General features: G+C 41.0%; 11 protein-coding genes. 8 read left to right on the forward strand and 3 right to left on the reverse strand.

Annotated elements, in window-relative coordinates; translation table 11 throughout:
- Window positions 1-45 precede the first annotated feature (45 nt).
- From AC59IL_RS21435 to AC59IL_RS21445, 3 genes are read left to right on the forward strand one after another with little or no spacing between them, the layout of a single operon-like run.
- The gene (locus tag AC59IL_RS21435) at window positions 46-2190 is read left to right on the forward strand and encodes a glycosyltransferase (protein ID WP_496554244.1); all 2145 of its coding nucleotides are present in this window, start codon (window positions 46-48) and stop codon (window positions 2188-2190) included.
- Window positions 2190-2987, forward strand: a complete 798-nt coding sequence (locus AC59IL_RS21440) for an ABC transporter permease (RefSeq protein ID WP_496554245.1) — start codon at window positions 2190-2192, stop codon at window positions 2985-2987. Before AC59IL_RS21435 ends, AC59IL_RS21440 begins: the two co-directional genes overlap by 1 nt.
- A 2-nt stretch (window positions 2988-2989) precedes the next feature.
- Complete coding sequence (locus AC59IL_RS21445) at window positions 2990-3727, forward strand: ABC transporter ATP-binding protein (protein WP_496554246.1); 738 nt, start codon at window positions 2990-2992, stop codon at window positions 3725-3727.
- A 189-nt stretch (window positions 3728-3916) separates the two neighbouring features.
- Here the strand turns inward: AC59IL_RS21445 and AC59IL_RS21450 are convergent, their stop codons facing one another.
- The gene (locus AC59IL_RS21450) at window positions 3917-5227 is read right to left on the reverse strand and encodes an O-antigen ligase family protein (RefSeq protein ID WP_496554247.1); all 1311 of its coding nucleotides are present in this window, start codon (window positions 5225-5227) and stop codon (window positions 3917-3919) included.
- Between the two features lie 274 nt (window positions 5228-5501).
- Between AC59IL_RS21450 and AC59IL_RS21455 the strand changes: the two genes are divergently transcribed.
- Together AC59IL_RS21455 and AC59IL_RS21460 are read left to right on the forward strand one after the other, a co-directional pair.
- Window positions 5502-6581 (forward strand): glycosyltransferase family 4 protein, encoded by a 1080-nt coding sequence (locus AC59IL_RS21455; RefSeq protein ID WP_496554248.1) that lies wholly within the window; start codon window positions 5502-5504, stop codon window positions 6579-6581.
- Entirely contained in the window at window positions 6578-7753 is a 1176-nt protein-coding gene (locus tag AC59IL_RS21460; protein ID WP_496554249.1) for a DUF1972 domain-containing protein, read from the forward strand. Before AC59IL_RS21455 ends, AC59IL_RS21460 begins: the two co-directional genes overlap by 4 nt.
- Before the next feature lie 182 nt (window positions 7754-7935).
- Here the strand turns inward: AC59IL_RS21460 and AC59IL_RS21465 are convergent, their stop codons facing one another.
- Window positions 7936-9144: a hypothetical protein gene (locus AC59IL_RS21465; protein ID WP_496554250.1), complete on the reverse strand. Its 1209-nt coding sequence runs from the start codon at window positions 9142-9144 to the stop codon at window positions 7936-7938.
- A gap of 20 nt (window positions 9145-9164) precedes the next feature.
- The gene (locus AC59IL_RS21470) at window positions 9165-10505 is read right to left on the reverse strand and encodes a flippase (RefSeq protein ID WP_496554251.1); all 1341 of its coding nucleotides are present in this window, start codon (window positions 10503-10505) and stop codon (window positions 9165-9167) included.
- A gap of 74 nt (window positions 10506-10579) precedes the next feature.
- Here AC59IL_RS21470 and AC59IL_RS21475 point away from each other — a divergent pair, with 74 nt between their 5' ends.
- The 3 genes from AC59IL_RS21475 (at window position 10580) to AC59IL_RS21485 (ending at window position 14792) form a co-directional block, all read left to right on the forward strand.
- Complete coding sequence (locus tag AC59IL_RS21475) at window positions 10580-11404, forward strand: YveK family protein (RefSeq protein ID WP_496554252.1); 825 nt, start codon at window positions 10580-10582, stop codon at window positions 11402-11404.
- Window positions 11405-11432: 28 nt separating this feature from the next.
- Window positions 11433-12746, forward strand: coding sequence for an O-antigen ligase family protein (locus tag AC59IL_RS21480; protein ID WP_496554253.1), 1314 nt, complete (start codon window positions 11433-11435; stop codon window positions 12744-12746).
- Window positions 12747-13004: 258 nt separating this feature from the next.
- Window positions 13005-14792 carry an ABC transporter ATP-binding protein gene (locus AC59IL_RS21485; RefSeq protein ID WP_496554254.1) on the forward strand — a complete coding sequence of 596 codons (1788 nt, stop codon included), beginning with the start codon at window positions 13005-13007 and terminating at the stop codon, window positions 14790-14792.
- The last annotated feature ends 107 nt before the right edge of the window (window positions 14793-14899 follow it).

Consider the following 14899-nt stretch of genomic DNA (forward strand, 5'->3'; position numbering starts at 1 on the left):
TATCGCACAGATTTCATTACTTTGCGGCCAATCAAATAGTATAATTTGAATTACTGGCTTCTTACAACAGAATATCCCCCATTTCACGGCGGTGGCATCAGTACCTACTGTTACCATACAGCCTGTATGCTCGTTGATCTGAAAATAACGATTACCACTTTTGTACCCGACGATACAATTGCAGACTATAAAATTTCCAATACACCCGAAGGCAACAGGATTATCAGGTTCAATACCAACCGAAGCAAAACCGCCGACTATTTAGGCTATACGGCCCGGCTCAGCTACGAATTTGCAATTATAGTTCAACAAATAATAGAAATTGAAGGACAACCCGATATAATCGAAGCACAGGATTATCTCGGTATCGGATATTATTTACTTCAATATAAACACCTGTTGTATCCGGCCGTAAAAGATATACCCGTCATTATTACACTTCATTCGCCCGCGTTTTTGTACCTCGAGTACAACCGGGTGCCGGTGTACAGGTTCCCCGATTTTCATACCTGCGAAATGGAAAAAGAGGCCATTAAAATGGCCGATTACCTGGTTGCTCCAACCGCATTTATTGCCGATGCCATTCAGCCTTATGTTGATATCACCCAAAAAAATAAAATTGTAATACGTAATCCTTACTATTACAAGCCCTCATTGAATAAGCCCCATGCCATTGAACGCAATAAAATTGTTTTTTATGGCAAGCTATCCCCGCAAAAAGGCAGCTTTGAGCTGATGTCGTATTTCAAAAAATTATGGGATAATGGTTTTGCACATGCTTTACATATTATAGGCGGTACCGATATCGTTTATCACCCCGAGCAGTTGACAATGGGTCAGATATTCAATAAAAAATATGAAAAGTATATCAATCAGGGATTATTGCAATTCAGGGGTAAAATAAAACCAGCCGATATAGAAAATGAATTGCAAAGCGCGCATGTAATTATTGTGCCCAGTATAGTCGATAATTTGCCTTATGTGGTTATTGAAGCCATGACCGTGGGCAAAGTGGTGCTTGCATCGGTACAGGGCGGCCAGCGCGAAATGATCGACCATGGCATTAACGGCTTTTTATTCGATCATACCATCGAGGGCGACTTTGAAGAAAAACTGAAACTGGTACTTTCGCTGACCAGCGAACAAATAGCAGCCATTGGTTATGCAGCCAAAGAAAAGGTAGCAGCCATGTATGATCCTGTTACCATTGGCAAAGAAAAATTACAGTTGCTGAACAACATCATCCAAAATAAAAAAACCGGTACGCATTTTCCTTTTCTGTATCAGAACCAGTATAAACCGGTTAAAAGCAGTGGCAACCTGCTGAGCGTGGTTATTCCTTATTACAACATGAGTAAATACATCATTGAATGTATAAACTCAGTGAAAGCCTCTACGTATGCCGATATTGAAATTCTGATCATTGATGATGGAAGTACCGAAGCAGAAGATCAGGCGCTTTTAAAAACACTACCGGGTACCTATGGCGTTAAAGTATTGCATAAGCCCAATGAAGGGCTGGCCCATACCCGCAATTTCGGGGCTTTAAAGGCATCCGGCGACTGGCTGGCATTTTTAGATGCCGACGATATAGTAACACCCGACTACTATGAAAAAGCCATCAGGGTTCTAAAACAATACGAAAATGTGTTCTTCGTGGGCTGTTTTGTACAGTATTTTGGCGATACCCCCCGAAAATGGGCAACGTTTAATCCACAGCCTCCTTATACCCTTGTGCACAACCCGGTAAACAGCAGCGGCCTTGTTTATAAAAAAGCTGCCTTCCTGGAATCGGGCCTGAATGATAAAAAAGTAGATTATGGTTTGGAAGATTATGAAAGTGTAGTACATTTAATATCAAATGGTTATAACGGGGTTGTGCTCCCTGAATTTCTCTTCCATTACCGGGTACGCCAGGATTCGATGATCAGAAAAATAACCCGGGAAAAGCTACTTTACTCCTATAAATACATAGCCGAAAAACATAGCCGTTATTATGCTACCTTTGCAACCCAAATAAATAATTTGCTGAATGCAAATGGCCCTGGTTTTCTTTTTGATAATCCAACATTTGCAGTTACAGTATCTTCAAATACCGAAAACAACAGCTGGCTTATCAGAAAGGCAAAAGCAATTATTAAGAAGAATAAAACGTTAAAAAAAATAGCATTACGCTTAAAAAATAAATAATGATCATAGCAATTTTAACGGACTGGTTCAGGCGATCCAACAAGTCCGAGCGTATATGGTTGCTTGCTAAAATTGAATTTAAATTACGTTACTACGAAAACAAACTTGGTCTCTTTTGGGCATTGATTAAACCCATAATGGATATTGCCATTTATTATGTGGTATTTCAAATCATATTAAAGCAAAATATTCCGGCTTTTGCATCTTATCTTTTTATCGGCTTAATAACCTGGAACTTTTTTGTTGAATCAACTACCGGCACTGTACAGATACTTCATACCAAGAAATACCTGTACGAGTACAGCAATATGAATAAGCTGGAAATTTATGTTTCCACGCTGCTGAGCAATTCCATTGGATTCTTTTTCAATTTCGTGATGTTTTTGCTGTTCTTTAATTTAATTGAAAAGGGAGTGCCTTTAAGTAATTTTAATACGCTCTGGATCATTCCACTTTTCGTTAATCTGTATATGTTATCCCTGGCAACTTCATTAATTTTGTCTAACATATACATTATAGGTAAAGACATTGCACAGGTGTGGCAGGTATTTACCCAATTTCTTTTTTTCTTATCACCTATTCTATACCGACTCGATACTTTTAAAGAAAGACTACCATCTTTTGATTACCTTAATCCTTTAGCGGGCATCATTATAAATGCCCGAAAAGCAACCATGCAAGGAACCTACCCCGATTTTAAACTGTTCCTGTTCGATTTTTCATATGCCATTTTATTGCTTATGCTGGGGTTGTTCCTCTTAAATAAATTAGGATCCAAAGCAGCTGAAAAATTATAAACATGGAAAAGGAACTGGCGATACGGGCCAAAGGAATCAGTAAAACGTTTCACATTTCTGAAGACAGTCATAATACCGTTAAACACCGGCTATTTAACCTGTTCAATCCCCCCCGTTCAAAACGTGTAGAAGCCATTAAAACAATGGACTTCGATGTATACAAAGGTGAGTGCATAGGCTTGCTGGGCCGTAACGGCTGCGGCAAATCGACGCTGATACGGATACTGGCAGGCGTGTTCCCCGTTGATAAAGGTCAGATCAATATCTATGGCAGCACCCTGTTAATGAACCTGGGCGTTGGTATGAGCCACCAGCTTACTGCACGCGAAAACATTTACGTTTCATCTTCACTATTGGGTTTAAAAATTAAAGAGATCGACAAAATTTTTGATCAGATCGTTGACTTTGCCGAACTGACAGAGTTTGTTGATACCAAGATCAAATACTTTTCATCAGGTATGGTGGCGCGCCTGGGCTTTTCCATTGCCGTTAATGCAGGCGCCGACATTATGTTCCTCGATGAAATTTTCGCTGTAGGCGATATGAAATTCCAGGAAAAAGCCATTAAGATATTTGAATCGAGCTGGATAGAAGGTAAAACAGTAATACTGGTTAGCCACAGTATGGGTGTTATTCAGAAATACTGTAACCGCACAGCCTTTATGAAAAATGGCAGCCTGGTGTATTTTGGCGATACCGACAAAGCGGTTCAAATGTATGTTGACGATAACCACAAATAATTTTCTGGGATATACTCTTTTAGTCCCGCTTCGCGGGACTTCTCTTTTTTAGCTAAGAGGGTATAAGAGTAAAAAAAGAAAAAAGAGATATTTTGTTCTCAAAATTTCAATGTCTATATAGGCAATCGGAAACGTTAAATTGTATATCAACAACTCTTTCTTCTCTTTTGCTCCTTTAAGCTCTTAGCGCTACTGTCCCGCAAGGCGGGAGGCGCTGGCGCCCTTATAGCTTATAATAAGAGAAATAAAGAAGGCAAAGACCATATTCCCCATACTTCGGTCGAAATAGGTTTCAGGTACAAAAACCAGCATAAACGCCAGTATAACCGCTACTCCAAAATAATCTTTGCTACGAATACATTTAAACAGGGGCATCAGTATAAATCCTGTCAAAAACAACAGCAATCCCACTATGCCAAATGACTCCAGTATGTCGAGATAGTTGTTATGCATATTGCGGCGGCTGTCGTAGCCAAAATCAAATTTTTTTTCGGCATATGCTTTCATCAAACTATCTACTTTATCGCCTAACTGCACGCCCACCAACGGATGTTGTTTAACCACTTCCCAGCCACAGGTCCATACGGCCAGCCGAATGTTGGCGCCGTTCCATTGATCACTTTTTACCTCCATATTAAAATGGCTTTCGACCCCGTGGTGCGAATATTCATAGTTTGTATAACCCAGTTCCCTGAAGCGATTTATTGTTTTAGGAAAGAAATTAACCAGCAATAACCACGCAATACCTACACCTGCCACAACCCCGATAAACGGCATAAATCGCTTTTTCTTTATTGCATACCATACCGTGTAACAAAAAATGCCGGTATATAAAATGGTTATGTTAATGCGGCTTGCCATCAAAAAATTCGCTATCAGCAAAACAAAGATGCCGGTATAAACAAAGGCCCGTTTTGAAACAAGAGCCGATTGAATGCTCAATAAATAACCGTAACAAAAAATAGCCAGGTTCACCATCAGCGCCACGTATACTGATTGTTTATCGATCAGGTCGGTTAAATTATCATTATACAAAAGCGAAGCATCGGCAGTAGAAATAATTCGTTTAACCGCCCATACGATGCAGGCAAACGCAGCAATGGTGGTAATAACGGCCCATGCATAAATAATCCTTTCTTTCAGTGGTTGCCGTATATACATTAAACCTAAAGTAACCGGAAATACCAGCAGCGGCATTCTGATAATTACCCACGAAAATCCTTCGTGCTGGTTATTCGATAAAAAAGCGCTGATTACATGTTGCACATAAAACAATATCATTAAAACAACCTCTTTTCGCCGGCGCAACAGGTTAAGTTTTTCACTAAAAGAATTATAAAAAAACCAGAAAAAGGAAAAACCCCCGATAACAATATTGTTTATAACGGGTACTTTGGGCAGGTAAAAGGTGAAAATAAACAGTACTATCAGCGCATATAATATTTTTTCTTTTTTACTTAATTGAGTCGCCTGATCATCCATCAAAAACAGGGATCGCATAAATATCTTTTCTCCTTTGCCGGCAAAAATACATTTACCGGGTTACTTAAGGTAATATTATACGCAGGGTTTAACGATTTCCTTATTCAAACGACAATATGGCACCCGGGACCTTCCTCCCCTGTTAAAACCTGCTTATTTACCCCTCTTCACTATTCTTTTCAGGCATCTGCCGGCCCCTTCAGCGGGCACGGCTACCCACAGATCAAAATAAAATTCCATCAAGGCAACTTAAGGAGCCAATACAACGAATAATATTTTCAGGAAGGTTAACATGAAAATAGCATTCATCACCCGGTCAACATTATTTACGGTAAAAGGCGGAGATACCTTTCAGATCATTAATACAGCCCAACAGTTACGCCGGTTGGGAGTAGTGGTTGATATTAAATTAACCAACAAGCACATTGATTACAAAAAATACGACCTGTTACACTATTTCAATATTGTAAGGCCGGCCGATATCGTGTACCATATCGATAAATCGAACAAACCTTTTGTTGTATCGCCCAACCTTGTAAACTATCATGAGTACGATCAGTTATACCGGCAGGGCCTGGCCGGTAAGTTGTTTCGCATTTTATCGAAAAACAGTACTGAATACATAAAAACTATTGCCCGGTGGGCCCAGGGCACCGATGCCCTGATGACGCCCTCCTACTTATGGCAAGGGCATAAGCAGAGTATCAAAAAAATTTTGAACAGGGCTTCACTGATATTGCCAAATTCAAAAATGGAATATGAGCAATTGTATGAGTACAGCAACCGGCTGCCCGGTTATACAGTAATTCACAATGGCATTGAGCCGGCATTGTTCAGCTATAACACCGGCATACCAAAAGATCCTTCGCTGATATTATGTGTGGCACGAATAGAAGGCATAAAAAACCAGTTAAATCTTATCAAAGCGCTTAATAACACAAAATACCGGCTCATTATTATTGGTGCGCCGGCCCCTAACCAGCTGTGGTATTATAACGAATGCAAAAAACTGGCAGCGCCCAACATTTCATTTATAAATCATTTGCCACAGGAGCAACTGGTGAAGTGGTACCAGAAAGCCAATGTGCATATTTTACCAAGCTGGTTCGAAACCTGCGGTCTTTCATCGCTCGAAGCAGCCGCTATGGGTTGCAATATTGTGATCACCGACAAGGGATATACGAGGGAGTATTATGATAACGAGGCAGCATATTGCGACCCCGGTTCACCGCACAGCATTTTAGAGGCTGTTGAAAAAGCAGCTACAAATAGCCACAGCGAAAAACTACGGCAAAAAATAACAGATCATTATACCTGGCAACAGGCAGCTTTTCAAACGGCAGCCGCTTATAAACAAGTTTTATTACAATGACGTTACGCATAGGCATATTAGGAACCAGAGGCATACCCAATCATTATGGCGGATTTGAACAATTTGCCGAATACCTGTCAACCGGTTTGGTAGAAAAGGGACATGAGGTATTTGTATATAACTCGCACAATCATCCGTATCAGCAAACTGAATGGAAAAATGTGCAGCTGATCCATTGTTACGATCCCGAATATCAGTTAGGAAGCTTCGGGCAGTTTATTTACGACTTCAATTGCATACTGGATGCACGCCGAAGAAAGTTCGATGTAATTCTGATGCTGGGTTTTACCAGCAGCTCGGCCTGGGGCTGGTTTTACCCCAACCAAAGCGCTCTTATCTTCAATATGGATGGATTGGAATGGAAGCGCACCAAATACTCAAAACCGGTTCAGCAGTTTTTAAAACTGGCCGAAAAAATGGCGGTGCGGTTCAGCAATTATTATATCGCCGATTCGGTTGTTATACAATCGTACCTGCAAAACAAATATGCCATAGCCAGCGAACATATTCCTTACGGCGCCGAAATTTTTAATAACGAAGACGAAAGCCTGTTGCAGGAATATGGTGTAAAAAAACACGAATATTATATCTTGATGGCCCGAATGGCCGCCGAGAATAACATCGAAATGATTCTCGACGGCTTTCATGCCAGCCATTCAAATAAAAAATTTCTGGTAGTAGGTTCCGTTGAAAATAAACTGGGCAAACAGCTTGTGCAAAAATATAAACACGACCAGCGCATTCAGTTTACCGGCGGCATATACAACAGCCCTCAAAAAATTCATTCGCTTAAATTATATTCAAACCTGTATTTTCATGGGCACAGTGTAGGCGGCACCAACCCTTCCCTGCTCGAAGCCATGGCCAGCCGCTCCCTGATCGCTGCCCACGACAATCCCTTTAACCATTCGGTATTGCAGAAAGATTCGTTTTATTTTTCTACTGCGCAGCAGGTTACTGCTATTATTGAAAACACCGTTCGCGATGGCAGCGAAGCATCTTTTATCAATAATAATCTGCAAAAAATTCACGATCATTTCAGCTGGGAAAATGTGATCAAAAAATATGAAGATTTTATTCAAAGATGTGCGCTGAAAAAAGCCTCAGCATTGAATAGAGAACGGGCGATCATTGGCCCTGAGCGGAGTCGAAAGGTTACCTTCTGGCCATGAGCGACCCTGAGCGTAGTCGAAGGGCTGCCTGGTGGCGCTGAGCAAAGCCGAAAGGTTACCTTCTGGCCATGAATGACCCTGAGCGTAGTCGAAGGGCTGCCTGGTGACCCTGAGCGGAGCCGAAGGGTTGCCTACTGGCCATGAGCGGAGCCGGAGGGCTGCCCATTGCCTTTTTCCATTGCCTACTGCCTACTGCCTATTGCCCTATTTTTCACATCAAACTGTTGAAACACCCTGGTAAACGCCATAATCCAGATCACATATTCTGCAATATTGGTTATAAAGCTGCCCGTAAACTGGTAAACAAAAACAAATACAAACAATAATAAGCGGTAGTAATTGGTCCATACACGGGTATAAAAGAAAAGCACACACTCAACCAGTATTCTTAACGTTAAACCAACGTATCCGAATATAGCCAGCGTTTCTGCAGCCGCATTGGGAATAGCCACTCTTATGGTATCTTTTCCATAACCGTAATAATCGCGAATCAAATCAAAGCCCAGTATTTTAATCTGCCCCGGACCAATGCCCCATAAATAACTTTTTTGCTCAAGCAACTGTTGCGACAACCAAAAGGCTTCAAAGGTCCTTCCCTTACCCGATGGATCTTTTCCGTTCAATACATTGGCTATTCGTACAAAAAGAATATTATCCGGAAAAAATATCACTGTTACAGCCAACGCAGTTATGGCCGCTATGCCGGCCATTAAAATAATATTTACTACACGCCTTTTGCTGATAAACGTTTTGAAATACGCAACAAAGGTTATTAGAGCAGCTATTGCCAGCGCACTGATCACCCCCAGCGAAAACGAAAGAATATAGGGCAAAAAAAGCATGGCCATCAACAACCAAACATTGCTGCTATTTTGTTTAAATATTATTTGCAGAAAGAAATACAAAAACAAAGGCGTAAACAACAGTGCATAATACGATGGTTCGTAGGTAAACAAACTCAGCCTTTTAAAATCATGCACCCCGGTAGTTAAAAATTGTTGCGACCACAACCAGTGTTGCGATGTAAAAAAAAGCGGTATGGCAACAATACAAAGAACAAAGTTTATAATCAGTATTGGCTTAAATATAGCTGAAGGATGCTCGCATTTTTGTAAAAACGTATAAAAGGCCTGGCAAAAAACATACACCGTTGCCATATTCAACAGCGAAATAAAATAACTCTTATTGTCAACACCCATAACAAGATGTATAATAACCCACGGTGCCAACACCAGCAAAAAAGGCCACATAACTTCCTGCTTTCTTGCATAAACAACGTACCTATACAAAAACGGACTTAATAAAGCCGTATAGGTTAATCCGAATGGCAAACCCAGCGAGTTAACAAAGAAATATAATAAAGCAATTGGTAAATATTTATTGATTCGCATGAATTCACGTAATGTTTGAGCTATTTACTAATATATCCGGCCAGTTTATTCCTGAACAATTCTCTGTTAAATGCAATAGTTATAAATAATTCTGTTATTAACACGCTGGTTACAGTACCAACAGCGCCCCATATATTAACCAGCAACAGATTGCTGATGAAGTTAATGATGGTTCCATAACTTAATACCCGCAGGTAACTTTTCTTTTGGTTAAACGCCATCAGTAACTGGCTCGCAGGAATATGTAAACAAACAATTAATGGCCCAAGGCAAAATAAGCGCAACAGCAAAACAGCCGGTCCGCTTTCATTGCCCAAAAACAGGGAAACAATGAAAGAAGAAAACGCGAACAGTACAGCACTTGCAATAAACATCAACCCCACAAAAGGCAAATACACCGATTTAAAAAAGCGACTGACAGGTTGTTTTCCTTTTTGAACAAGCTGGCACAGGGGCGGGTATATAACCTGTGAAAATATTACCGGTATTTGCCGGGTAGCCAGAAAAATTTTTTCTGCCACGCTATAATAACCTACAAGCAGATCATTGGTAAACAACCGCAATATGAAAACATTGATACTCAAAAATGTGTTTATCGAAATATTCGACAGCATTACCGGCCAGCCTTCTTTCAGTTCATGTACTACATCGCTCCAAACAGGCCTGGTCACAGGCAATTTAAAAATTCGTATCGCCTGGTAAATGCTGAACAGGCCTGCCGCCATGCTTCCTGCCCCCATAAAAAAAATAAAGAACCTGTAATCCTGCTTTTGCCTGATGAAGGCAAACACCAATACAACAAACAGCAAACGCGCCAGTAAAGTGAAAATGGTAATGTATTTCATTTTCTCAACGCCCTGAAAAAACCAGCTTACGAGCAATGATTGACCAATTACGTAAGTAAACCCCAACAGGTAAAGTGATGCATGATTGTTGAAAAAAGGAATAAGCGTTACAAGCAGCAATAAAATGCCCAGCAATACAAGGCAGATAAACATTTTACAGGCGAGCACCGTAAAAAACAAGCGCGCATTTTTTTGTGCATCGCCCCTGTTCAGGGCAATTGACCGGGTGGCGGTTAAATTAAAACCATAATCGGCCACGGTGCCCATGATCAGCATTATCACCTGCGCCACTGCCACCACCCCATACCCATCGGCGCCAATTTTTTTTATTACAAATGGCATTACCAGCACCGGCAGCAAAAAATTGGCTCCCTGTAAAATACTTAATGCCAAAAAATTCGAAAATAACCGGCTGCGCCCACTGGTGCTTTCCATATTTAATAATTCAAAAAAATAGTAAATATAACTTCTCTTCTGCAACCAGGCGGCTGCCCGCCATTTACTAACTGCTTCCATTTCAAATTAAAACAATTAACGCAACCTTTATTTATTAATTTCCGTATTGCAGGTTGATGAAACAGGTAAAGATAGTGGCACATCAACACCCCGACGACCTCGATTTAACCGTAATGTTCGACAAGGCTATTTATTTCTTCAGCCATTACGGAAAACTATTATTGACAGTTGCTTTGGCCGGTATATTGGCAGGATTGCTAAGGTTCTGGATAACACCCAAAACCTATGCTTCGTCGCTGGTGTTACAACCAGCCATACTTAGCGACCCCGAACAAATAGAACTGATCAATAACTGGACTTTGCTATTAAAGAAAAAAGAATATCCCGTACTGGCACAACAACTCAGGGTAGATGTAAAACTGCTTAAAAAAGTGAAATCTATTTCGGCCGAAGAGTTGCAAAAATCCTTTGCCCCTAACAATTATACTGCTTTTACACTTTCGGTAATGGTAACCGACACATCGGTGCTGCGGCCATTACAAAAAGGAATTGTATATGGGCTCGATAATAGTGAATTTATAAAAGACAAGCTAATTGCCCGGAAAGGCATTCTGTCATCCCTTATTCAAACAGTGCAGCACGAACTCGGCCGGCTGAACAATATGCAAACGGCAGTTGAAAGCAATTTACAATCAGACAATAATTCTTCAGGTCGTATTATTGTTGATGTATCAGGCATCAGCGGCCAGATAGCAGCCTTACAGGAAAAAAAATTATCTTTTGAAGAAAACCTCACCTTTACATCTGCAGTGCATGTGTTACAAAACTTTTATACGCCTGCCAAACCCGAAAACCCTAAATTGGTGACATCGTTGCTGACAGGGCTGGCTGGCGGACTAATGATGGGAACTTTCATTGCTCTTTTTCTGCATGTTCGCAGAAAAAGGCTAAACCAGTAACTTCAAATCCGAAATTATATGGCCACGCATGATCGAAAAAGATAAACTGATCAACGCACTTCTATTCTTTTTTTACCTGTGCTTTCTGGCAGGTATGGTGTGCGCTTTTCGGGCTGTCAGCAGCATTTCGATAGGTTGTATACTGGCCACTTCGTTCATCAAAAACAAAGCAGATACCGGTTCTTTTTTCAACCCCCGTTTACGTAACGGATACCTGGCGGCCTGCAGCTTATTCTTTGTTTTACAAATAATCGCCCTTTTATATTCCGGCAATGTACAGGAAGGGCTGAAACATGTGCAAATAAAAAGCGCTTTACTTTTCATTCCCCTGTGTTTTTATAGTTGCAATTATTTAAACCCTGCAAGGTTCAGTAAATTAATGAAAGCCTGGGTGGCCATGCTTGTTATAGTAATCACATGGTGTTTAACAACGGCCTTTATCGAATATCAGTTTCACCAGGCGCCGGCTACGGTATTTTTTTATCATCAGCTGGTAAGTTCTTTAGGCCATCATGCAGTTCAGTTTTCGATAATCATTTTTGCAGCGCTTATTTACCTGTTGCGTATGGCCGCCAAAGGCGAATACCTGGTTAACAAAGTGATACATGCAGGCATTGTAGCTTACTTTATTGGCGGTATTTTATTGCTTTCTTCAAAACTGGTAATATTGTTTTTGATAGCTTACTTATTTTATTTCCTGTTCACGATCATTAAAAAAAATACTTCTGTAAAATTTACCATTGCTATAGTTGCTGTTGCAGGCATATTGTTTAGCAGCGTCCTATTGTTTACGAATAATCCGGTAAGCCGCCGCTTTAACGACGTAATGCACGGTAATATCAGCATTGTGCAACAAACCACTTTCAGCCCCGGAAACTATTTTAACGGTGTTCAGTTCCGCCTGTTGCAATGGCGCTTTGTAAAAGAAATTATGCAGGAGAACAAAGCCTGGTTAACCGGCGTATCGCCGGCAAACGCCCAAACCCTGCTTAACAAAAAATACACGGCCACTAATATGTTCACCGGCGAACCCGGAAGCAGCAATCATGGATATTTAGGATATAATACGCATAATCAGTTTCTTGAATCGCTGTTGCAAACCGGCGTTTTTGGTTTATTAATTTTTATATTTATTTGCATTGAAATGGTGCGCATGGCAGTGAAGCAAAAAAATAGTCTGCTTACAGCCATTGTTATTCTGTTATTGGCCTATGCCTTTAACGAATCGGTTTTTGAAACACAGTACGGACTGGTGATCTTTACCTTTCTGCCGCTGTTTTTCACAAAATCGGATCTCTTCATTAAGAGGCAGGAAATTCCCGCAAAGCCGCCAGGGCGCTAAATTGATCGCTTCGCGATCTTTAAGAACGCTAAGAAAAAGGTTTTTCGCTCCGGCGCCATGCCGCATCCACCTGAGAAACCTACCCTTCTGACTTTCGGACTTTCCAACTTCCGACTTTCGGTCTCAATTGTACTTTTCCCGGTTTTACCTGCACTCTTCAACCCCGGCAATGCCATTTTAGTCATTTTGTATAACTTGTAAAACATTTCAGTTTCACCGTACTCAAACATTCTAACTACTTAACTGTTAAATGCATTTATGAAGATTTTATTACAGTATCTGAAACCATATAAATGGCTGGTTTTTTTAACGCTTTTGCTGGCTGCTATAAATCAGGGGTTTTCGTTGATGGACCCCATCATTTTTGGTAGCCTCATTCGCCTGGCAGGCGACTATAAATCGCATCCTGAGCATTATCCCGTCTGGTGGTCGTTTTTAACCACTACCCAACCAATCAAGGGAGTACTTTGGTTATTGTGCGCTTCCATTGGCGTGGCCATGATAAGCCGTATTGCCAAAAACTTTCAGGACTATTTTTTAAATGTTATTGTGCAAAAGTTTGGCGCCAGAGTGTTTACCGATGGGTTGCGGCACGCCATGAAATTGCCTTATCAGGAATTTGAAGATCAGCGCAGTGGCGAAACCCTGAGTGTTTTACAAAAAGTAAGAACCGATACCGAAAAATTCATTAACTACTTTATCAATATATTATTTGGAGTACTTGTAGGAGTGCTTGTTGTAATGGTATATGCTTCCAGAATCCACTGGTCGGTTCCCTTTGTGTATTTTCTCGGTATCTTTTTGCTCACCTGGATCACTAACGTGCTGAGCAAAAAAATAAAAGGCATTCAAAAAACTATCGTATCGCAAACCACGGCACTGGCTGGTTCTACTACTGAATCATTACGCAATATTGAACTGGTAAAAAGCCTTGGCCTTACCACGCAGGAAGTTGAACGGCTGAATAAGAACACCTATAAGATACTGGGTCTTGAATTGACCAAAGTAAAACGGGTGCGCAGCATAAGTTTTGTGCAGGGCACATTTGTAAATACGTTGCGCCAGGTGATCTTATTTATTTTGATGTGGCTTATTTACCAGGGTAAAATGGATTTCGGACAACTGGTTACCATGCAGATCTATTCGTTCTTTGTGTTTGGCCCCTTGCAGGAAATCAGCAATATATTAGTTTCCTATCGCGAAGCCGAAGCCTCCCTGAACAACTTTAATACCCTGATGCAGAAAGCGCCCGAACGCATGCCCGAAGAACCGAAACATTTGGGCGACATTCAATCGCTCGTGTTTCAGGCAGTAGGTTTTAAACATCAAACCGCTCAGCAACGAGCTATCGACGATATCAGCTTTTCGGTAAAAACCGGCGAAACCATTGCGTTTGTAGGCCCCTCAGGTTCAGGCAAAACCACGCTGATGAAACTGTTAGTAGGTTTATATCGCCCGCAACAGGGAAAAATATTATACAACGGCATCGACGAAACCGATATCAACTTCGAAGACCTGCGTAACCAGATCGGTTTTGTAACGCAGGACACCCAGTTGTTTTCAGGAACCATCAAAGAAAACCTGTTGTTCGTAAACCCATATGCAACTGAAGAAGATCTGATCGATGTTTTGAAAAAAGCTTCCTGCATCAATTTACTGGCGCGGGCCGAAAAAGGATTGGATACCATGATCGGTGAAGGCGGTTTAAAACTATCGGGTGGCGAAAAACAACGGTTGTCAATTGCCAGGGCCCTTTTGCGCAAACCACGGGTATTGATATTCGACGAGGCCACTTCATCGCTCGATTCACTTACCGAAGAAGAAATTACCAATACCATCAAAGAAGTTTCTTCACAACGCAACCAGATCACCATTCTTATAGCACACAGGTTGTCGACCATTATGCATGCCGACAGAATATATGTGCTTGAAAAAGGCGATATCGTTGAAACAGGCAACCACGACAGCCTGCTCGAAGAAAAAGGATTGTATTACGCCATGTGGCGCCAGCAAATCGGCGAACGCAAGAAAATACTGGCTGCGTAAAGGTTTATGGTTTGTGGTTTGTAGTTTGTGGTTGCTGCCGCGATCTGGAAATACCTTGTTTAGGTAACCTTTACGAGGTGTTATATCCAAAATGTTAACATTGTAAT

This window comes from Niastella sp. sgz303648 (assembly GCF_059587045.1).

Bases quoted from the DNA above. Each gene is read 5' to 3' on its own strand.
- AC59IL_RS21450 (WP_496554247.1), bottom strand. From the start codon at position 5,227: ATGCGATCCCTGTTTTTGATGGATGATCAGGCGACTCAATTAAGTAAA.
- AC59IL_RS21445 (WP_496554246.1), top strand. From the start codon at position 2,990: ATGGAAAAGGAACTGGCGATACGGGCCAAAGGAATCAGTAAAACGTTT.
- AC59IL_RS21485 (WP_496554254.1), top strand. From the start codon at position 13,005: ATGAAGATTTTATTACAGTATCTGAAACCATATAAATGGCTGGTTTTT.
- AC59IL_RS21480 (WP_496554253.1), top strand. From the start codon at position 11,433: ATGATCGAAAAAGATAAACTGATCAACGCACTTCTATTCTTTTTTTAC.
- AC59IL_RS21470 (WP_496554251.1), bottom strand. From the start codon at position 10,505: ATGGAAGCAGTTAGTAAATGGCGGGCAGCCGCCTGGTTGCAGAAGAGA.
- AC59IL_RS21460 (WP_496554249.1), top strand. From the start codon at position 6,578: ATGACGTTACGCATAGGCATATTAGGAACCAGAGGCATACCCAATCAT.
- AC59IL_RS21465 (WP_496554250.1), bottom strand. From the start codon at position 9,144: ATGCGAATCAATAAATATTTACCAATTGCTTTATTATATTTCTTTGTT.
- AC59IL_RS21455 (WP_496554248.1), top strand. From the start codon at position 5,502: ATGAAAATAGCATTCATCACCCGGTCAACATTATTTACGGTAAAAGGC.
- AC59IL_RS21440 (WP_496554245.1), top strand. From the start codon at position 2,190: ATGATCATAGCAATTTTAACGGACTGGTTCAGGCGATCCAACAAGTCC.